Origin of the sequence: Humibacillus sp. DSM 29435, from assembly GCF_001758225.1 — a bacterium.
Classification (GTDB): domain Bacteria; phylum Actinomycetota; class Actinomycetes; order Actinomycetales; family Dermatophilaceae; genus DSM-29435.
This window is the reverse complement of the sequence record NZ_MAST01000053.1, coordinates 1-19,994: the sequence shown is the minus strand read 5'-3', so window position 1 is coordinate 19,994 and position 19,994 is coordinate 1. Positions and strand designations below refer to the sequence as shown.

The window sequence follows — 19,994 nt, the reverse complement described above, 5'->3', positions numbered from 1 at the left end:
GCTGACCACCAAGGACGAGACCGGTGAGTAGACGCGTTGCGAGAAACACAGGATCTGCCCCTTCCGGCGCAAGGTTGACGGTCACGTCTCCTCAAGATTTGGCACACCTCGTCGAGATTGGACCGGTGATGGTCGCCGAGGTCGACGCGGTAGCGGTCGGGTGTTTGGCCATGTGGCCGGTTCTGGAACCAAGTCCGACGTCATAGACCTGCTCCGGGCCGTCTAGCAATGACTTGACCACGGAGCCGGAACGAGGTCGGCTGAGACGTGGGAAACGGCCCACCTGGCTCTGGGGCTTGTTTTGCGCCCGGCGCTCACCTCCGCGCCCTCCACCGAAAAAGGCGCAGAAACACCTCTACCGACGGCTCGGCTATGTCGACAGCGGCCGCTTGCTCCTACCCCGGAGCCAACTGAATTCATACTCCGTACGCCCCTCGCGCAGGGACGGCTCATGCCGCGATTCGCTCGAAAAGCCAACCTCCGAGAGGCTGCGTCACTTCGCCGCGAGTGGCGCCGCGGATTCTGCTTCATATCGCGGTGGTGAGGACGGGCCATTCGTAGGCTGCGAGCATTGGGTCATGCCGATAGACACCCGCTTCGACTTCCGGACCGACGCTAGGGGCAGAGACCCTGACACATGGAGTCCCACCTTGTGCCAGTACCACCAGCTTCTCTGGAGCAAGCCGTTGCCAAGCGGCATCCTGTTCGTCCTGACACCGACTAGCAGACCTCCCTACTACCTTCGTCACAGTTCGTCGGTAGGCAGCTTTGTGCTGTCGAGTGACGCATTCGTTCCTGCCTACACGCGGTACGGCGTCCCAAAGGACGTCATCAAGGAGCTACCGGCCGCGGAGCACGATTTCTTCAACACGATTGGCTACACCATCGGCGGGCTCATCCTGTGGCCCGCAAACCGCATCGATGGGAAGTGGACCATCAACCAGGCACGAGGATGTCTCCGCAGCACTATTGGTGACCGGATGGACCTCACCCTTGAATGCATCCGTCGCCACTACCGCGGAGAGCCCAGCCCGTTGGGGGATGTACTCGCTCGGTATAGCGACTTCTTCGCCGCCTTCACCGACTTCCGCGGCTACGTCGACTTCTGGCTGATGCAGGACATGGTCAATGCTGACTCCTCTACCATCCAGTTCTTCACGCCGTTCGATGACTTCCGAACGCGTGCGATCCCTCAAGACTTCGACACCTATGTCGAATACCGACGCCGGAGCGTGGCGTTCATCGAGTCCCGCAATGCGCGGATCGCTGGGTCGTCGTAGGTGCCGTGACTCTCGGGGGCACGCGCAAATTGCCTGGGGAGGTCAACCATGCACCCTCATGGGAGGTGCGTCTAACCGCCGCGATCGGGCGTCGGCCGGAACGCGTTCGTCTTCCGCAACCCGGTCAACCAACGACGCCGATACGGTGGTTATGCACCCGCCAACACCGGCGGCTGCCAGGCAGAAAGACTACGGTGCCCGGTTAAGTTCGAAGAGCCGACATGGTGGGTAGTGTCGCCTCCTACGAGGGCTTCAGCATCCGGCTCAACGGTGGAAACTCACCAGGACACCCAGGGCCTGTTCAAAGTCGGCGCCACGGCGCGGCTCACGCGGCCAACATCGGCGCGAGGTATACGACGCGACCGGCCCGTGGTGAGCACGAATTCCAAGATCGTGAGGAGACCGTCGTCGCAACCGGGCTCCGTACCCGGCGGTAACATTACGAGACGATCGACTTCGAACTGGCCTTGCCAGGACACCCACGCCTCGGGCCAAGGTCCGCCTTCCTCGCACGCAACGTGGGTCACTGTCCACTTTGCCAACGTCCAAGTGATGCAGGTGATTCGGACGAGCACACGATTCGAACCGAGCATGCGCACCATCTTCCAGCGGTGTTCCCCAAACCGACCTACCGAAGGAGGTCGCGGCGACGCAGCAGCCTCCAAACGTCGACGCTTGCGAGCGCCCAGAACACCACGAAGAAGACGATGCCCGCGACTTCTTCGGCGATGACCCAGTGGCCGTTCAACTCATGACGATGGAAGTCCCTGACGATCATGGCGAACCCGACCGCGAGGCAGATCCACATGACGGAGGCGAAGGCCCTGTAGAAGCCCCGGCCTCGAGACGGCTGGTCGACTGTGACCGGCCCGCGAGGGTCTGTCAGTCGCAGCGGCCACCCGTGGCTGGCGATCGCGAAAGAAAGGTTGAGGATCAGGAAGATTGCAGCGAGGTTGTGAATCCAGCCGACCCCGAGCCATACCGTCGACCCAGCCACGACGAAGGCAACGATCTCGACCACGAGAACGGCCTCCGTGACAACCGAAACGCCGATGAGGAACTTCGCGAGCCGCGGCTGACTCTTCCAGTCGAAGCCCTCCGGCGAGAAGATGAACCGATCCAGCACGACGAACACTGCCGATAAGACGAGCAGGGCCGCGAGCTCGGACCGCGTGATGGTTAGGTACTGATCGGGGGTCAGGCCGTTGGGCAGCTTGCTCGTGGGTTCCCCGGCGATGGCCTGCTCGAAGTTGCTGGGTATCAGAGCGACGAGCAACGCGTTGAATCCGGCGAAGTTGAGGGCGAAGTCCTCGAACTTGCTGTCGCCCTTGTACGCGATCAGACACATGGCGGTGGCGATCAGTCCACCAACGAAGACGTCTCGGATCGGTCCTTCGTAATAGGCGCTTATGGAGTTCCGCCAATATCCCACCGTCAGGCGGTCGATGACCAGGGCGACGAGGATGAACGCGGCCGGGAAGGGCAGCGCGACGCGCAGATACTTGTAAGTCAGGAGGCCGCGGTCCGCTATCGATAGTCGAGGTGGTGGCGCTGTGTGGGAAAGCGTCTGATCCGTCGCCATTCATTCATGGTGGCACGGCCCGCCCTGAGACGGAACGATTTAGCCGGAATGGAAGGTTGCGTCTTTGGCGGCGGGCGGGTGCCACCGAGGTGCGTCATACCGCCGCGAGCCGGGCGTCTAGGTTCGCGCTCACATGTCGAGTTCCGTGCGTGGTCCACCGCTGATGCGATGCCGAAGGCGACCACTGGTCTAGGTCTACCTGGTTGCCCGAGTCCCTACCTCACCGTGCTGAGATGGACCATGGCGTCGTAGAGCTGGTCGTCCGTCATTGGCGGCTCGGGAATCGAGTGTGCCCGCTCGGAGCGGTAGGCGTCGAGCATGAGGTAGAGCTGACGTCGCCAGGCCGTGGGCGCCCTGGTGCTGGTGGCGTCGATGATGCGGCCATTGGACCAGATCAGGTTGATGATGTCTGCCCGGGTGATGTCACTCCGAGCCTTGCCAGCTTTTTGGGCTCGAGCAAGAACGTCATCGATCTGTTGGCACATCACGTCGTGAATGTGCTCGGTCTCAGAGTTGCCGGGGAAGCGGCGCGAGAGAAAGTCGTTGAAGCCTCGGTCTCCGGCTTGGACTGCGAACAGGTTGTCCAGATAGGCGACGAACCCGTCCCAGGGATCGTCCAGCTCCACGGCCTTATCAGCCCCGTCAACGAACTCTTGGAGCCGAGGTCTTAGGGCGGCCATGAGCAGGTCTAGGCGAGTGGGGAAGTGCCGGTACAGGGTGCCGATGGCGACGCCGGCGTCGCGGGCGATCCTCTCCAAGGAGGCTTCCACGCCGTGGGCGGCGAACTCGGCCTGCGCCGCGGCGATGAGCTTGTTGCGGCTTTCCCGCGCATCCCGACGCATAGGCCTCCGCATCTGCTTGACGTCACTCTGGCTCACTCCACCAGTCTATCCACGATCCTGAGGAGGGCCTCCGTTTCTGCACTGACGAGAGGCCGCATATACGCCCGGGTCTCGAAGCCCGAGGAACCTTCGATCAAGTTGAGGGTCCCCTCCGGAATAGAGTGAGGGGTACCTCCGGTTGTGACAGACGCAGGCAAGGGCGCCTCACCTGGCACCCGCCCACCAAGCCACGGAGGAACCGTCATCATGACCACCATCAGCATCATCGGCTCAGGCAACATGGCCAAAGCGATCGGCACCCGGGCTGCAATGCACGGTCACACGGTCGAGCTCTTGAGCCGAAACACCGCCAAGGCTCGGGCGCTCGCCGACGAAATCGGCCACGGAGCCACCGTCGGCACATTCGGCGCACGGCCGGCAGGTGACATCGTCATCCTGGCCGTCCTGTACAGCGGCGTAGTCGATGCGGTCGCGAAGTACGGCGATGCGCTGGCCGGCAAGATCCTCGTGGACATCTCCAACCCGTTCAACGCCGACGCCAGCGGGCTCGTGACCACAAGCTCAGCTGCTCAAGAGATCGCGGCTGCCGCTCCCGACAGCGCCCATGTGGTGAAGGCGCTGAACACGATCTTCGGCCACGTTCTTGCGAAGGGCACGCCGTTGGACGCGTTCATCGCGAGTGAGACCGCCGAGGCGAAGTCAAGTGTCGCGGCGTTTCTGGAGAGCTTGCAGTTGCGGACCCTCGACGCAGGAGGGCTGCAGGCGGCTTCGATCCTCGAGTCGGCCGGCCTCCTGCTGATGGGGCTCGCCCGTAATGGGGCGGGCTTCGATCTCGCCCTGGGTGCCGAGGTCCACTGAGGGTTCTTCTCCTCGGCGATTCAGGTGACATTCCGCCGCAACACGAACGTCCAGATCCAGCCGCGTTGAGGGCGCTACGTCGGCTCGGATGTGCCGCGACGCGTGAACTGCGTCTCATCGCCGCGAAGCGGCAGTGTCCTTCCGCCGCCTTGCGGACGCGACCTGGTGACAGGTCTAGCGTCGATGAAGTCCCAGTTGCCTTGCCGGGTTGGCGGCTGACGAGGCGTCGGCTGTTCAACGTCTCCGCGTGAGCTGACTCCATGTCCGCTCCGACCACTCTTCCGTTCCAGCCCGCGACTATGTCAACCGCGCAACTGGCCGCGGTCTCCTACCTGGCCCGCTACGTCGGGCGCCCCACACCTCCTACGCCGGCGGGCTCGGCGCGGATGGTGGCCCTGGTGGCTCCGTATGTCCGCACCCAGGTTCGGGGTCAGTCTTGGTCAGCCAAGGGCCTGTGCAACGGCGCGGACGACGGCCAGGGCGGCATGCACGCCATTCGTCGGCCCCTTCTCGAAGTCCGAGCCCTGGGTGGCCATGGTGTTGGTCACATGGGCCAGACACACCACCGAGCGATCGCGTGCGGTGGCATATGCGTACAGGGCCGCGGCCTCCATCTCGACGCACAACGCACCCTCTATTCGGGCCGCCTCGATCTGGCTGGCGGTTTCCCGGTATGGCGCATCGGTGGTCCATGAGGCGCCGGTGAGGACTGGCTCGGGCAGGCCTGCGAACGCCCCGTCGAGTCGCTCTCGCAGCCGGCGGTCGAGGCGACTCCAGCGGCTGGGAGGCAGGTAGTGCACGCTGGTGCCCTCGTCGCGCAAGGCACGCTCGAGAAGCACGAAGCACGGGGTGTGCGGAAGCGGGGCGATCTGGCCGGCCGAGGTGATGCTCAGCACGAGCTCGGCGCCTGAGACGGCGAGCTGCTCGGCGACCAGCACCGCGAACGGTGCGCCGACAGCCATCCCGACCACACCGACCTCGGTCCCGTCGAGATCGGTCGTCCACATGTCGGTGTGGTAGCACGCCCACCCCTGGTGCCTCCGGCCGTGGCCCGATGTCGCGAGGTACCGCACGATGTCGCCGTCAGGGTCGAGAAGGGCGACCCGCGGCACGTCCTCGACGACCAGCCGCTTCTGGCGACGGGCTTCGCGCAGCAGGTTGGCCGGTTCGAACACCGAGGGCGCGGCGTAGTCCTTCGGTCGCAGAAGCGGAAGAAGGTCACCGGTCACCGCGCTATTCCACCAGACTCACACCGCGCCGCAAATCAGGGCGTCTGGACGCGAGCCGGTAACCGTTCTGGTCGACCCACCGCAGGGCTGAGAGTAAGGCGAGCGACAGGCCAACAATCGATGACCCGTTCGAGCACCAGTGGGTCCTCAACCCGACGATCGTCGACGGCGCGCCCGAGCAGTGGCGCGGTCAGCCCGTAACCCCGCGCTCTATATCCCAGCAGCTCACGCGGCCGGCGGCGTCAGAAGATACGCCGGCAGCCAGTCCTTTGTGCTCCCATCGCCGCCCGTCGACCCCAGTGGTGTGACCGGGCACGAGTGGCAAAATCCTTCAGAGACCGGATGTGGCATGATTGTGGCATGAGCCGCACACGGTTGAGCACGACGGTGGACTCGGACCTGCTGGAAAGCGCTCGCAGAGTGTCCGGGAAGGCGGACTCTGCGCTGGTCGACGAGGCTCTAGCTGCCTTGTTGGCTCGCCACCGCGCGGCCGAAGTGGACGCCAGCTACGCCGTCTACGACGCACATCCTCTCGATGAACCCGACGAGTGGGGAGACCTGGCCTCTTTCCGGCGTGCGGTTGCGGCCTCATGACGGACCTCCCTTTACGCGGGGAAGTGTGGTGGTGCGAGATGGCCGAGATCGGCCGCAGGCCCGTCGTGGTCCTGTCTCGTGACGTCGTGATCCCGCGTCATCGCCGCGCACTGGTAGCACCCTGCACGACCACTATCCGGAACCTTCCGAGCGAAGTCCTCCTCGAACCCGGCGAAGATCCGGTACCACTTCGCTCGGCGGTCAACCTGGACTCGGTCGAAAGCGTCTCGATCGCGATACTTGTCGAACGCCTCGGACGCGTGGCCGAGGTTCGGATGCGTCAGATCTGCGCCGCCCTCGCCGTCGCGGTGGACTGCCCAGATTGATCATCGGCTGCGCACCGACACCTGAGCCTCTAGGTGGCTCGAGAGTGAATCCGCCTGGCACCTTCGCGAGTGGCGTCACGCCGCCGCCAGCGGGGCGCGGTCGCGACTGGAATCGGCAGCGTCGCCGACTGCGGGAACCACCGCGGTGCGTAATGCGCGCCGGAGGCGAACTATCCACCGTCGGCGCCGTCGCGCAGGGAATGGACCATGCTCTGCAGCATCCGCAACGCGCCGGACTGCTCGGTCTGCGTCAGGCCGGCCACCATTCTGACCTCGACGGATCGGACCGCTACGGTCGCTTTCTGTATGCTCCGTCGGCCGAGAGGAGTGAGTCGCGTGGGCAGAACCTTCCCGACGGGTGCCTCCGCAGGCCGGGTGACGAAGCCCTCTCGTTCCAGGGTCTGGAGCAGCACATTCATCGACTGCCGCGTCACAAACGCGCCCCGCGCCAGCTCGGAGTTCGACAAGCCGGGTCGTTGAGCGAGCAGCTCCAGGCAGGAGTATCTCGTCACGTTCATTCCCAGTGGCCGCAAAACTTCGTCCATGGCTGTGCGAAGGGCGCTCGACGCCTCTTTGAGTAGGTAGCCCACTGACGTCTCCAGGTCGACACCGTCTTGACTCATGTCAGCATTCTGACATACATTGGTGCGTGTCAGCAATCTGACACACTTCAAAGGAGCACCCTCATGCCCGCCACCGGCCCCGACTTCATCTCCCTCCAAGCCCGCAACCTCGACGCTTCGCAGGCGTTCTACGAGCGGTTCCTGGGCCTCGTGCGCTCTCGGGTGGGCCCTCCTCACGCCGTTGTCTTCGAGACGTCGCCGATCGCCTTCGCTCTGCGTGAGATTGTTCCTGGCACCGATCTCGCCTCCGCTGCTCAACCGGGCATCGGTGCCGCGATCTGGCTCCACGCCACAGACGTCCAGGACATCCACGATGCCCTCGCCGCCGACGGTCACACCATCGTCTCCGCACCGATCGATGGCCCGTTCGGTCGGACATTCACCTTCGCAGACCCCGATGGCTACCAGATAACGCTCCACGACCGCCCCTGACCGGTCACACGACACTGAGAGACCGCGTCTGAGCCCGACGCCAGCAAGCCGAAAATCGTTCGTTCGTCCGTCGCCGAGGGAGCGACACCCTTTGCTGCGTCGCGGCAGCGGTCGAAAGGTGGCTGACCCGACCGTGATCCATCTGTCATTTTGTCCGAAGTGCGCGCCTTTCCGGACCAGCAAAGGTAGCGTGGCGGTACGGGCGGGGCCGCCCTCGAGACCCTTCGAAGGATTGCTGATTCACGATGCCTGTGGTGTTCAACGAGCCTCCTGGTTGGCCCTCTCCACCGGCCGGGTGGGTGCCCACACAGGGATGGCTGCCCGACCTCTCCTGGCCCCCCGCCCCGCCCGACTGGCAGTTCTGGACTGACGCGCCAGGCGGCCTGCCGGCATCCGCCTGGGCTCCACCCGTCACGCCTTCCGTCGACAGCCCGGGCACCTACGGGTCGGCGGCGCCGCTGCGACCGCCGTCGCTCGACGCCAGCCCCTCCGCCGGCGCTGCCCCCTCCTCAGTGACCCCAGCGTTGGTACAGGCTCCGGCGGCGACTGCTCCCCCGCGGGACCGTTCGCGCCTGCTCGCAGGCGTCTGCTGGGGCGGTCTGGCCATGACCGCTTTGGCGGGCCTGACCTCCGGTATCGGCGGGGTACTGCTGTTCGCGGGCCTGTTCGCGTTCGTCGTCGCCATCGTCGCCGTCATCCGGGGCCGCGTGGCGTGGGCGCACCTGTCGACCCGGGGCGCCGGGGCTGTGGCACTCGCCGGGTCGGTGGTCGCGGTGGTCGTCGGAACAACCGTGCTGCCCACGACCGGTGGAACCTCACCCCTTCCGTCGGCCGGCAGCGTCGTAGCGCCACCCGTGAGCTCGTCGGCCGCGAGCCCCACCACCACCACCAGCACCAGCACCACGAGCACAGCCACGCAGGCCACCCCCGAGACAGACCCCGCCGGGTCCGCGATCAGCGAGGCCCAGCCGGGTACCGCGTTGGCGCTGGTCGGGACGCTGAAGGTGCAGGGCCGCGGTGCGATGACCGGGTACACGCGTGGCGAGTTCGGCCCGGCCTGGACCGACACCGATCGCAACGGCTGCGACCAGCGCAACGACACCCTTCGGCGCGACCTGAAAACCGTCACCCTGAAGGCGGGCACCAACGGCTGCACCGTGATGACCGGCACCCTCACCGACCCGTACACCGCCACCACGGTGCCCTTCACCCGAACCACCTCGACCGTGTCGCCGGTGCAGATCGACCACGTCGTCGCGCTGGCCGACGCCTGGGTCAAGGGCGCCGCAGGCTGGACCCAGGCCAAGCGGACGTCGTTCGCGAACGACACTCTGAACCTGGTGGCCGTGTCTGCGAGCGTCAACGCTGCCAAGGGCGCGGGAGACGCCGCCACGTGGCTGCCCCCTGCGAAGGCGTACCGGTGCGTGTATGTGTCGCGGCAGGTCGCCGTGAAGGCCAAGTACCAGCTGGCCGTGACCGGTGCAGAACGCAACGCCATGGTCGCCGTGCTCACCAGCTGCGCCACCACCAGAGTGCCGACGGTCGCGGTGCCCCCGCTCGGCGGCCTCCCCCTCTACGCCGCCCCCACGCCTGCGACGGCCCCGAAACCGAGTACGAAGCCCACACCTCGACCGACCTCCACCCCCACTCGCACCTCAACGCCCCAGGCTCCAGCGCCGATCCGCGTGGTGAGCCCCGGCGCGTTCTGCTCGCCAGAGGGCGATCTCGGACGTACCAAGAAGGGCACGTTGATGCGCTGCTCGACGAAGCTCGGTGACGCCCGCGCCCGTTGGCGAGCGGCCTGAGTCTTACGAACGTTCAGAGACGGCAACCACACTCGAACACCCGCCGGTGACTGCGGCGGGCGAAAGGCAGGGCAGGTCGATGGGGCTCTCGGTCGGTTTCAAGATCGCCCCCGGGGTGCGGGTGCGCGCCTCCTCTCGCGGCATGCGCGCGAGCATCGGGCCTCGCGCAGCCCGGGTGCACGTCGGCGCCGGCCGAACCCGCATCTCGTCCGGGGCCGGCCCCGTCACCGTCTCAACCGCGATCGGCGGCGGGCAGCGCCGTGGCACCGCCCGCTCGGCCGGCTCGTCAGGCCGTGCGGCACGTTCGCCGGGGCCCCGACAGCCCACCGTCGCACAGCTACGAGCGCAGGCCCGGGCTGCGGAACGGGCGCAGCAGGTCGCTGACGTTGCTACCGCGGAGCGGTCGCTGACCACCCTGCACCTCGCGAAGTTTCCCGAACCGTCCCGGCAGGTGCTGCCGGTGCCGCCCAGGCCCGCCACCGACACGGTGGAATCGGTGCGGCGCGAGCTCTACCAGGGCGCCACCGCAGGCGTGCCGGTGTGGAAGCGCGCTCTGCGTAGGCAGGCCAAGGCCTGGGCAGTGCAGCTGGCCCCAAGCGAAGCCGAGCGCCGCTACACGGGCGCGGTCGTCGCCACGCAGCTGGAGCAGTGGCATCTCGACCAGCAGTGGCAGGCCCTCCTGACGCACGACCCGCACACGGTGATCGCAGCCGTTGACGAGGCGTTCGCCGACAACGCCAGCGACTCCACCTGCGTCGACGCCGGAACCGACCACGACACCGGGGCCCGGTACGTCACTGCCGTCGTCAGCTACGGCGGCATCGACCTAGTGCCCGAGCACCGGCCCGACACCACCCCCGGTGGCAAGCCCACCCTCCGAAAGCGCACCAAGACCAACCGCAACACCCTGTACGCCACTGCGGTGGCCTCGACCGTGCTGGCCACCGCGAAGGAAGCCCTCGCCGTCGCCGTCGCCGCTACCGAGGCGCGGGTTCTCGTGGTCCGCCCGCACGGCGCAGTCGGCGTCGAGCCGGTGTATGCCGGAACGTTGCGCCGCGAGCTCCTGGCTCACCGGGACTGGCGCAGCCTCGACCCGCTCGATGTGGTCATGGCTGCCGAGAACGCGGAGATGGCCCGCAAGGGCAGCACTCGTGAGGTCGTCACGTTGCCGGTAGACGTCGACTCGCCAGCACGAGACATCCTCAACGCCTGGTCGCGGACGTACGACTCGGAGCCGGAGACAGAACCCGACGAGTCAACGGACGGCTGAAGCCGCATCCCGTCGAGCACGTGCCCCACATCGTTCCTTGCCGCGCTGAGGGCGACCACAGCCGCGAGCCCGACTGCAAGAGAGACGTATACCGGCCGGACGACCGGATCCGACCTGCCGTCAGTCGGCTTGGGTGATCGGCAGCGGCGGCACCGGGCAGACCTCGAGATCGAAGGGCAGCACCTCCGGTGAGAGGGCAGCGACCCGGGCGGCGTGTGAGGTCATCCGCCGCATGTAGTGCCGGCGGCAGAGCACCTCGTACTCCACCTGGCCCTCGAGACCAGAGGCGGTGTCGCCGACGACGACCTGCTCACCCTCGATCACCATCGACCCCTCGACGACGCGGGCGTTCGTCGTGGCCCTGCGCCCGCACCAGCACAGCGCCTCCACCTGCAGCACCTGCACGCGGTCGGCCAGCTCGATCAGCCGCTTGCTGCCCGGAAACAGCTCGGTGCGGAAGTCGGCAGTGATGCCGAAAGCGAAGACGTCGACGTCCATCTCGTCGACCACCCGGGCCAGCTGCTCGACCTGCGCGCCGGTGTAGAACTGCGCCTCGTCGCACACGAGATAGTCGATGCGGCCGCCGGCCGTGGCCCGGCTGACGATGGACTCCCAGAAGTCGAGGTCGTCTGCCACCTCGAGTGCGCCCGTCGACAGCCCCAACCGCGAGGAGAGCACGTTGGCTCCGGCCCGGTCGAGCTTGGTGAAGATCAGGCCCACCCGCCCCCGCACGGCGTGGTTGTGGTTCATCTGCAGGGCGAGGGTGGACTTGCCGCAGTCCATGGTTCCGGAGAAGAAGACCAGCTCAGCCACGGGCACCCACCTAGGTTCTGGTGCCAGGCGGCACCACGATGACGGGAACGGCCAGCTCGGCGTCGCTGAGGGCGCCGTGCAGACCGAACAGGGCCACCAGCTGGGGCCGCATCCTGCCGGAGTGCACCATCGCGAACGACCCGCGCATGACGGCCACGACATCGCCGATGCGCGGCGCGACCCGAGCGTCGACCGGGCCGAACCAGCCCGTGTCGATGATCTCCTCACGGGTGAGCACCCGGGCGCGGTCGCCCAGGGCGGCCCGCCACGTCGACGCCACGTCGGCGGTGCTGCCGTTCTCGGTGTAGAGCTGCAGGCAGCGCGGCTCTCCCCCGAGGTGGCGGATGCCGCTCATCAACGCCGGCTCGTGGGCGAGGTCGATACGGTTGCGGAAGGGGATGTCGACCATGCCGTGGTCGGCCGTGATCACGATCGAGGTGTCGCCCGGAACCCGGTCGGCCAACCGGGCGAGGGCGCGGTCGACCGACTCCACCTCATCGCCCCACTGCCACGACTGACAGCCGTGCACGTGACCGACCTTGTCGACCTCACCCCAGTAGAGGTACACGAGAGCGCGCGGTGTGGCGCGAACAGCGGCGAGGGCGGCATCGACGCGGTCGTCGAGTGCTGCGGCGGCGCGAAAACGCCCACCGCGCAGGGCCGCCGAGGTCAGACCCGAGCCCTCGAAGTAGTGCGGGCCGATCATCGTGACCGACACACCGGCCGACTCGGCGGCCTCGAACACCGTCTCGTTCGGTTGCCACTGGAGCGGGTCAGGACCCTGCTCCCACGACAGCTCGTTGAGCAGACGGTCGGTGTCGGGGTCGAGCACCTGCATCCCGACGAGGCCGTGCGACCCCGGCGGCAGGCCGGTGCCGAAGGTGGCCATCGAGGTGGCGGTGGTCGTGGGAAAGCCGCAGGGGACCCGGCTGGCGCTCGCCAGTCGCTGCCGCAGGAACGGGGCGTGCCCGCTCCGCTGCCGCAGCAGGTCATAGCCCAGGCCGTCGACAAGCACGACCACCGTGCGTCGCGCCGGGGGCAGGTCGAAGATGTCGTGGCCATCGAACCGCGGCACGCCGAGACGGTCGGACACCGAGGGCAGCACAGACGCGAGCGTGCCCGCCGACCAGTCGAGTCGGCCGGATGCCGGTGAGCTCACGACGCGGAACCTGCGGAACCGCCCCCGATGCTTCCCGAGAGCACCCTCGCGAAGCGGAGGGCGTTCTCGACGGCGGACGCACCGTCGGCGGCGGCGCTCACGCGCAGCGAGATGTCGTCGCTCGCGATGGTTCCCTCGAAGCCGTGGTCGGCGGTGCAGTCGGGGTCACCACACTGGGCGGGCACCATGTCGAGCCGGCTGACCGCGCCCCAGCCGATGGTCAAGGTGATGTCGCGGCTGTGGGTGCCGGGTGAGAACGACTCCGGTTCGGCCACCACGTGAGTCACCATGACGCCGCGGACGGCGCGCAGCGGTACCGTCTCGGTGGTCGCGGTGGCCATCAGCTGTTCGCCGGGCTCGGCGTGGTCGTCGGCGTGGGCGATGACGAGCCGGTGTGGGGTGACCACGAGCACCGTCACGTGCCGCCGCACCGAGTCGTGGTCGAACGTCGTCTCCTGGTGCACCAGGTGCGACACCACCAGGTCGTCTGCGACGGCCGACTCCACGACATCGCAGACCAGGGCCGGGTAGTACCCGGCGTGGGTGATGGCCCGGGTGAGGTCATCGGGAAGGGCCTGCCCGGTGCCGTGGCTGACGCGTCTCATAGGCCCCATCCTTGCACCGGCTCGGACGACCGACCCCACCGTGTCTGACGGTCCCCAATATGACGCCACTGTTTCACTTGTGTGGCAAGGTCGCCCACTCGATTGACCGGTTTCAAGGCCGGTGATGCACTCAGCCCAATGGGTCCAGTGCCGCTGCTAACGGGAGGCGGGCGGCCAGGTCGGCCCAGACGACAAGCGGTCTCCCGCAGCTGGGTCCGACGTGCCCGAACAGTCACGCCAGGCCCGCCGCTGGGCACGGCCGACGTTCGTTACCAACCAGGAGAACCGATGAAGAAGCTCACGATCCTCGCGGCGGCGGCCGGAGTGCTCGCCGTGACCGCCACTGCTGCCTGCTCGAGCAGCAGCCCCACGCCGCAGGCGGGCGGCGGCGGTACGACGCCGACGCTTACCGGTGACTGCGCGCAGTTCCAGCCCTACGCCGGGCACAGCGGGTCGACTGTGACGATGTTCGGCTCGATCCTCAGCCCGGAGTCGGACTCGCTCAACACCTCGTGGGCCGATTTTCAGAAGTGCACCGGTATCAAGATCCAGTACACCGGCTCCAACACGTTCGAGTCCGACCTCCCGGTCAAGGTGAACGGCGGCAACGCGCCGAACCTCGCGATCATCCCGCAGCCCGGGCTGCTCCAGCAGATGGTGCAGACGGGCACGGTGAAGAAGCCTCCCGCGCAGACCGTGAAGAACGAGGACAACTGGAGCAAGGTCTGGAAGACCTACGGCAGTGCCGACGGCACGTTCTACGCCGCCCCGATGAGCGCCAACATGAAGTCGCTGGTGTGGTACTCCCCCAAGTACTTCGCGTCGAAGGGCTACAAGGTGCCCACCACCTACGCCGATCTGATGAGCCTGTCGGCAAAGATGGCCAAGGACATGAGTGGTACCGCCAAACCGTGGTGCGGCGGCATCGGCTCCGGAACGGCCACTGGCTGGCCGGCGACGGACTGGCTCGAGGAGACCGTGCTCGGCACCTACGGGGGGCAGGTCTACGACGACTGGATCAGCCACAAGGTGAAGTTCGCCGACCCGCAGATCCAGGCGGCGATGAAGACGGTGCAGGGCTGGATGCTCAACCCGGCCTGGGTCAACGGTGGCGTCGGCAACGTGCAGACGATCGCCACGACCACCTTCCAGAACGCCGGTCTGCCGATCCTGAAGAACCAGTGCGGCATGTTGCAGCAGGCCTCCTTCTACGAGGCCCAGTGGCCCAAGGGCACCAAGGTCGGGCCCGACGGCGACGTCTTCGCGTTCTACCTACCCGCCGTGAACCCCAGCATCAAGACACCGGTGGAGGGTGGTGGTGAGTTCGTCACCGCTTTCGCCGACGACCCGGCCACTCAGGCGGTGCAGAACTACCTCTCCAGCCCGGAATGGGCGCAGAGCCGCATCGAGGTCGCCCCAGGCTGGGTGTCGGCGAACGAGAAGGTCGACCAGAGCCTCTACAAGGACCCGATCGACAAGATCTCGGCGAAGTACCTGGCCGACCCGAGCGCCACGTTCCGGTTCGACGCCTCTGACTCCATGCCGGCGGCGGTGGGTTCGGGCACCTTCTGGAAGGGCATGGTCGACTGGTTCGGCAGCGGCAAGTCGGCCACGGCTGTCGCCCAGGAGATCGACTCCTCCTGGCCGAACTGAACCCGGCTGCCACCGGCCACCATGTTCACGTCATCCGCTCCCGCCCTGCTCACCGACAGCAGCCCCGTGAGCCAGGCAGCATCCACCCTGCTCGGTGTGGTGGTCGTGGTCGTCGGCTTCGTGGCCCTTCTCGGCGTCGTGTTCCTCGTGGCCGGCCGGGTCACCGGCCGGTTGCAGAAACCGGTCGCCGTCGTCATCTGCCTCGGCCCCGCGCTCTTCCTGCTGCTGCTGGGGCTGATCATCCCGGCCGTCGTCACGTTCAACAACAGCCTGAAGAACCAGCAGTTTCTCGGGCAGCTGCTCACCAAGTACGTCGGTCTGAAGAACTACGCCTTCGCGTTCACCGACCCCTACACCTTGGGCAGCCTCTTCCGAACGCTGCTGTGGCTGGTCATCGTGCCGACCCTGACCGTGGCCGTCGGTCTGTCGGCGGCCTTGCTGCTCAACCGCATGAAGCACACTGCCGTGCCCAAGACCCTGATCTTCCTGCCCACGGCGATCTCGTTCGTAGGGGCCTCGGTGATCTGGAGCTACGTCTACAACTACGTGACGCCGACGCAGCCCCAGACCGGCCTGCTCAGTGCCATCGTGATGAAGCTGGGTTGGAGCAACCCCCCCAACTGGCTGATCAGCTCTCCGGTCAACACCTTCCTGCTCATGGTGATCATGATCTGGATCCAGGCCGGGTTCGCCATGGTGGTCCTCGGGGCCGCCCTCAAGGCGATTCCCGACGAGATCATCGAGTCGGCTCGACTCGAGGGGGCCGACGGGTGGCGGCTCTTTCGCAGCATCGAGATTCCCATGATCCGCAACACCGTCGTCGTGGTGCTGACCACGGTGATGATCACCACCCTCAAGGTCTTCGACATCGTGTTCACGATCACCAACGGCAACTACGACACCGACGTGCTGGCCCGTCAGATGTACGCCGACATGTTCGTCACCAGCCAGGTCAGCCGCGGCAGCGCCCTTGCGGTCATCATCTTCATCGTCGTGCTGCCGCTCATGTTCTACAACATCCGCCAGCTGCGCCGGGAGAGGAGCGAACGATGACCAGCGCCACCCCGCCCGTTCTCGACCCGGTCGCATCCGACGGCAAGCTGCGTGGACGCGAGGCGACCTCGGCTGTTCGACGGGCCTTCAGCTCGCCCGTCGCCTCGGCCGTCGTCGTCGTCATCTCCGTGCTCTGGACCGTCCCGACCCTGGGGCTGTTCATCAACTCGTTCCGGTCGAAGGAGGACGCCGCCACCACGGGCTGGTGGGAGTTCTTCGTCCACCCCAGCTTCAGCCTCGCCGGCTACAAGCAGGTGCTGACCGGCAGCGGCGGCCTCGCTCTACCGCTGGTCAACTCCCTGGCCATCACCATTCCCGCGACCATCATCCCGATCTTCATCGCCTCCATGGCGGCCTACTCGCTGGCCTGGCTGCGGTTCCGGGGCAGCGACGCCATCTTCTTCCTCATCTTCGCCCTGCAGATCATCCCGCTACAGATGGCCCTGGTGCCGCTGCAGCAGTACTACGTCAAGGGTCTGCAGATCGGCGGGGTCACGGTGCTGCCCTCCCCCGGCGTCAATGGCACCCTCGCCCAGATCTGGCTGACGCACACGATGTTCTCGCTGCCCCTCGCCATCTTTCTGTTGCACAACTTCATCGCCCAGATTCCGGTGTCGCTCATCGAGGCGGCGCGCGTCGACGGAGCCAACGCTCTGCGCATCTTCCGGTCGATCGTGCTGCCCTTGTCGATGCCGGCCATCGCGTCGTTCGGGATCTTCCAGTTCCTTTGGGTGTGGAACGACCTGCTGGTCGCCAAGACGTTCGGCAGCACCGACCCGTCACAACAGCCGGTCACTGCCCGGATGCAGAGCCTCACCGGAAGCTACGGCGCCCATCTCGAGCTGCTGGCCCCCGCTGGGTTCATCACCATCGTCATTCCGCTCATCGTCTTTCTCGCCCTGCAGCGCTACTTCGCCAGTGGCCTGCTGGCGGGCAGCGTCAAGGGGTGACCCCGAGCAACGTCAGGTGCAACCGTCAGGTCATCGCCCGACGGCCCGCGTCCTGGCGCAGCTGGGGTGGCCGCACGGTGATCTCGGCCCCGAGCACATCGACGCCGCCGGTCCAGGCGTTGACCGGGTTGAGCTCGACCGACGACAGCTCGGGATGGTCATCGGCGAGCACCGAAAGGCGGGCCACCAAGTCGCAGAGGGCAGCCCGGTGCACGGGAGCAGCCCCGCGGTGGCCGGAGAGCAGCGGTGCGGCCTTGACCCCGTCGATGAGGTCGCAGACATCGACGTCGGTGAGCGGCGGGATGCGGTGCGCGATGTCGCCGAGCAGGTCGGTGGGCGGGCCCGCCACCGAGAAGCTGACCACCGGGCCGAACAGCGGGTCCTCCGTCGCTCGCAGCACGCACGAGACCCCGGGCACGGCCATCCGCTGCACCACGAAGCGGTCGGCACCCAGCGGGCCGAGGCGTTCGCTCAGAGACGTGTGAGCGTCGAGCACCGACTCGGCATCGATGAGGTCACTGCGCACCCCGACGATGCCCGGCTGGTGACGCACGACCGGCGAGGTCGACTTGAGAATGACCGGGTAGGTCAGCGTGTCGGCCGCCGCCACGGCGGAGGCGGCATCCGACACCTCGATGGCAGGCCACAGTCGCAGGCCGTAGGCCGCGAGCAGCTGCTCCGTCTCGTCGCGGGTGAGGACGCGCCCCTCGGGGCTGTGCTGAAGAAAGCCGTCGATCAGCGCTTCGGCCCGAGCACGGTCGACCCCCACCGGAGCGACCGCTGCCCCTCGGTCGCGGGCTCGCCACTGCGCGTACTTCGTCACCGCGTTGAGGGCCCGGATGCCGTCTTCGGGCAAGGCGTACGCCGGCACCGACCGGGCCACCCCGTCGGACTGTTTGTAGTCAAGCCACTTGTCGATGCCGCGAACGCCGAGAAACGTTGCGACGCAAGGCTTCTCATGCCGCGCTACCACGGCGACCACAGCAGCTGACACGTCTTCGTCGCTCGCGCTGATGGCCGGGATGAAACTCGCGACGACACTGTCGACCTGCGGATCAGCGAACGCAGACTCGAGGGCCGTCGAGAACTCCTCGGCACTGGCTTGCGGGAGCAGGGAGACGGGCCCGTGCGTGACCTTCAGCCCCCAGCTGACGCAGGCGCTGGCACTGATCGCGCCCAAGGCGTCGGAGTTGCCGACGATGGCCACCCGGTCGCCGCGCGGCAGGGGTTGGTGCAGGGTCAGCTGGGCGACGTCGAAGAGCTGGTGGATGTTCTCGACGCGAATCACGCCCGCCTGACGGAGCAGCGCCCGGAAGGCTCCCGGCGGCACGTTCGTCGTGCGAGTGCGATGCCCGGCCGGGGCCGCGAAGCTCGACACCCCCGACGAGACGACGACGACCGGCTTGACCATCGCGAGCTGCCGAGCGATACGCGAGAACTTGCGAGGGTTGCCCATCGACTCGAGGTACAGGCCGACCGTGTCGGTCTGCTGGTCGTCGATCCAGTACTGCATGAGGTCGTTGCCCGAGACGTCGACCCGGTTGCCCGCCGAGGCGAACACCGAGATGCCGAGCCCGCGCCGAGCCGCCGATGCCAGCACGGCGATGCCGAGCGCTCCGCTCTGCGCGAAGAGGCCGAGGCGGCCGGCCTCCGGGATAACCTGCGCCAGACTCGCGTTGAGCCGCACCGTCGGGTCGTTGTTGATCAGGCCGAAGCTGTTGGGCCCGACCACGCGCATGCCCGCCCGGCGGGCTCGGCGACGCAGCTTGTTCTGCAGCTTCACCCCCTCGTCACCCGCCTCGGCGAAGCCGGACGACAGCACGAGCAGGGCCCGCACGCCGGCTCGGCCGCACTCCTTCACGACGCCGAGGGCCTCGTCGGGCGGCACGACGACGACGGCGAGGTCGACCGGGCCCGGTGCTTCGCCGATGCTGCGGAAAGCCGGGACCCCCTGGATCGAGTCGGCCTCGGGGTGGATCGGGTAGAGCTCACCCATGAAGCCGGCCGCGACGATGTTGCGCATCACCAGTGCCCCGATCGAGTCGGCGCGACGGCTGACGCCGATGATCGCGACCCGTTCGGGGAAGAGGATGGTCGTCATGCTGCGCGACTCGGCGCGGTGCTCGCGGGAGAGCTGCACGGCCTTGCTCTTGTCGGTGGGCAGCACGTCGAAGCCCACCTCGACGACGCCGTCCTGAAGGTGGGAGGCGACCTCGTAGCCCGCCTCCTTGAACACCATCAGCATCTTGCGGTTCTGCGGCAGCACCTCGGCCGTGAACCGGGTGATGCCGACCTCCTGGGCGATCGCGGCCAGGTGTTCGAGCAGCACCGAGCCGATGCCCTTGCCCTGGAAGTGGTCGGAGATGTTGAAGGCGACCTCGGCCGATGAGGCATCGATGCGGTCGAAGCGGCCGATGCCGATGATGTCGTTGTCGAGAGTGGCCACCAGTGCCACCCGGTCGTGGTGGTCGACGTGCGTGAACCGATACAGGTCACGTTCGCTGATCTCACGGACCGGTGCGAAGAACCGCAGGTAGATCGACTCCGGCGACTGCTTGCTGTGGAACGCGCGGATGCCGTCGGCATCGTCGGGGCCGATCGGCCGCAGGTGCGCGACCGTGCCGTCCTTGAGCACGACGTCGGCCTCCCACCCGACCGGGCCTCCGGCTGCCCGGGCCGACGCGACCGGCAGCGGCACGGTGTCGTCAGCAGCGTCGATGGCGTCGGGGCCTTTGTCACGATCGGACATGACGTCATCGTGCCACGCCCGTGCCCACCCCGGATCGCGGCTCACGCCGCCACCGTCCGGTCGGACCTCGGAACCCCGCCACGGTCCGACTCCTGCGGGACAGCCGGCCCCACCAGCACCCGAACCCCGCCACGGTCCGACTCCTGCGGGACAGCCGGCCCCACCACCACC

At 67.2% G+C, this 19,994-nt stretch carries 18 protein-coding genes; 10 read left to right on the top strand and 8 right to left on the bottom strand.

Features of this window, described 5'->3' with window-relative positions; genetic code table 11:
- Nucleotides 1–578 precede the first annotated feature (578 nt).
- A complete protein-coding gene (locus BA895_RS21180; protein WP_070193881.1) occupies nt 579–1,280 on the top strand; it encodes a hypothetical protein in 702 nt (233 codons plus the stop codon).
- A 628-nt stretch (nt 1,281–1,908) separates the two neighbouring features.
- Here BA895_RS21180 and BA895_RS21175 read toward each other — a convergent pair.
- Both BA895_RS21175 and BA895_RS21170 read right to left on the bottom strand, forming a co-directional pair.
- Nucleotides 1,909–2,862 carry a hypothetical protein gene (locus BA895_RS21175; protein WP_139142818.1) on the bottom strand — a complete coding sequence of 318 codons (954 nt, stop codon included), beginning with the start codon at nt 2,860–2,862 and terminating at the stop codon, nt 1,909–1,911.
- A 215-nt stretch (nt 2,863–3,077) separates the two neighbouring features.
- Entirely contained in the window at nt 3,078–3,740 is a 663-nt protein-coding gene (locus BA895_RS21170) for a TetR/AcrR family transcriptional regulator (RefSeq protein ID WP_217493962.1), read from the bottom strand.
- Between the two features lie 210 nt (nt 3,741–3,950).
- Between BA895_RS21170 and BA895_RS21165 the strand changes: the two genes are divergently transcribed.
- Complete coding sequence (locus tag BA895_RS21165; RefSeq protein ID WP_070193879.1) at nt 3,951–4,562, top strand: NADPH-dependent F420 reductase; 612 nt, start codon at nt 3,951–3,953, stop codon at nt 4,560–4,562.
- A 440-nt stretch (nt 4,563–5,002) separates the two neighbouring features.
- Here the strand turns inward: BA895_RS21165 and BA895_RS21160 are convergent, their stop codons facing one another.
- Nucleotides 5,003–5,791, bottom strand: coding sequence for a nucleoside phosphorylase (locus tag BA895_RS21160; protein ID WP_070193878.1), 789 nt, complete (start codon nt 5,789–5,791; stop codon nt 5,003–5,005).
- Between the two features lie 360 nt (nt 5,792–6,151).
- On the opposite strand from BA895_RS21160, the gene BA895_RS21155 reads away from it, so the two are divergent.
- Nucleotides 6,152–6,385 carry a DUF2191 domain-containing protein gene (locus BA895_RS21155; protein ID WP_070193877.1) on the top strand — a complete coding sequence of 78 codons (234 nt, stop codon included), beginning with the start codon at nt 6,152–6,154 and terminating at the stop codon, nt 6,383–6,385.
- Nucleotides 6,382–6,711 carry a type II toxin-antitoxin system PemK/MazF family toxin gene (locus BA895_RS21150; RefSeq protein WP_070193876.1) on the top strand — a complete coding sequence of 110 codons (330 nt, stop codon included), beginning with the start codon at nt 6,382–6,384 and terminating at the stop codon, nt 6,709–6,711. Before BA895_RS21155 ends, BA895_RS21150 begins: the two co-directional genes overlap by 4 nt.
- A gap of 170 nt (nt 6,712–6,881) precedes the next feature.
- Here BA895_RS21150 and BA895_RS21145 read toward each other — a convergent pair whose 3' ends face one another.
- Nucleotides 6,882–7,334: a MarR family winged helix-turn-helix transcriptional regulator gene (locus BA895_RS21145; RefSeq protein WP_070193875.1), complete on the bottom strand. Its 453-nt coding sequence runs from the start codon at nt 7,332–7,334 to the stop codon at nt 6,882–6,884.
- 63 nt (nt 7,335–7,397) lie between these two features.
- Here BA895_RS21145 and BA895_RS21140 point away from each other — a divergent pair, with 63 nt between their 5' ends.
- The 3 genes from BA895_RS21140 (at nt 7,398) to BA895_RS21130 (ending at nt 10,841) form a co-directional block, all read left to right on the top strand.
- Nucleotides 7,398–7,766 (top strand): VOC family protein, encoded by a 369-nt coding sequence (locus BA895_RS21140; protein WP_070193874.1) that lies wholly within the window; start codon nt 7,398–7,400, stop codon nt 7,764–7,766.
- A 299-nt stretch (nt 7,767–8,065) separates the two neighbouring features.
- Nucleotides 8,066–9,571 carry an HNH endonuclease family protein gene (locus tag BA895_RS21135; protein ID WP_139142817.1) on the top strand — a complete coding sequence of 502 codons (1,506 nt, stop codon included), beginning with the start codon at nt 8,066–8,068 and terminating at the stop codon, nt 9,569–9,571.
- A 79-nt stretch (nt 9,572–9,650) separates the two neighbouring features.
- A complete protein-coding gene (locus tag BA895_RS21130) occupies nt 9,651–10,841 on the top strand; it encodes a DUF4236 domain-containing protein (protein WP_070193872.1) in 1,191 nt (396 codons plus the stop codon).
- Nucleotides 10,842–10,961: 120 nt separating this feature from the next.
- Here the strand turns inward: BA895_RS21130 and BA895_RS21125 are convergent, their stop codons facing one another.
- From BA895_RS21125 to BA895_RS21115, 3 genes are read right to left on the bottom strand one after another with little or no spacing between them, the layout of a single operon-like run.
- On the bottom strand, nt 10,962–11,654 hold the full coding sequence (locus BA895_RS21125; RefSeq protein ID WP_070193871.1) for a thymidine kinase: 693 nt from the start codon (nt 11,652–11,654) through the stop codon (nt 10,962–10,964).
- A 10-nt stretch (nt 11,655–11,664) separates the two neighbouring features.
- Complete coding sequence (locus tag BA895_RS21120; protein WP_070193870.1) at nt 11,665–12,813, bottom strand: alkaline phosphatase family protein; 1,149 nt, start codon at nt 12,811–12,813, stop codon at nt 11,665–11,667.
- Nucleotides 12,810–13,418 carry a DUF5998 family protein gene (locus BA895_RS21115; RefSeq protein ID WP_070193869.1) on the bottom strand — a complete coding sequence of 203 codons (609 nt, stop codon included), beginning with the start codon at nt 13,416–13,418 and terminating at the stop codon, nt 12,810–12,812. Before BA895_RS21115 ends, BA895_RS21120 begins: the two co-directional genes overlap by 4 nt.
- 288 nt (nt 13,419–13,706) lie before the next feature.
- Here BA895_RS21115 and BA895_RS21110 point away from each other — a divergent pair, with 288 nt between their 5' ends.
- The 3 genes from BA895_RS21110 to BA895_RS21100 are packed head-to-tail and all read left to right on the top strand — an operon-like array spanning nt 13,707 to nt 17,074.
- Nucleotides 13,707–15,071 (top strand): ABC transporter substrate-binding protein, encoded by a 1,365-nt coding sequence (locus BA895_RS21110; RefSeq protein WP_070193868.1) that lies wholly within the window; start codon nt 13,707–13,709, stop codon nt 15,069–15,071.
- A gap of 21 nt (nt 15,072–15,092) precedes the next feature.
- On the top strand, nt 15,093–16,124 hold the full coding sequence (locus BA895_RS21105; RefSeq protein WP_083283629.1) for a carbohydrate ABC transporter permease: 1,032 nt from the start codon (nt 15,093–15,095) through the stop codon (nt 16,122–16,124).
- Entirely contained in the window at nt 16,121–17,074 is a 954-nt protein-coding gene (locus tag BA895_RS21100; RefSeq protein WP_070193867.1) for a carbohydrate ABC transporter permease, read from the top strand. The genes BA895_RS21105 and BA895_RS21100 overlap by 4 nt, the downstream gene beginning before the upstream one ends.
- A 25-nt stretch (nt 17,075–17,099) precedes the next feature.
- Here the strand turns inward: BA895_RS21100 and BA895_RS21095 are convergent, their stop codons facing one another.
- A complete protein-coding gene (locus BA895_RS21095; RefSeq protein ID WP_083283667.1) occupies nt 17,100–19,823 on the bottom strand; it encodes a GNAT family N-acetyltransferase in 2,724 nt (907 codons plus the stop codon).
- Between the last annotated feature and the right edge of the window lie 171 nt (nt 19,824–19,994).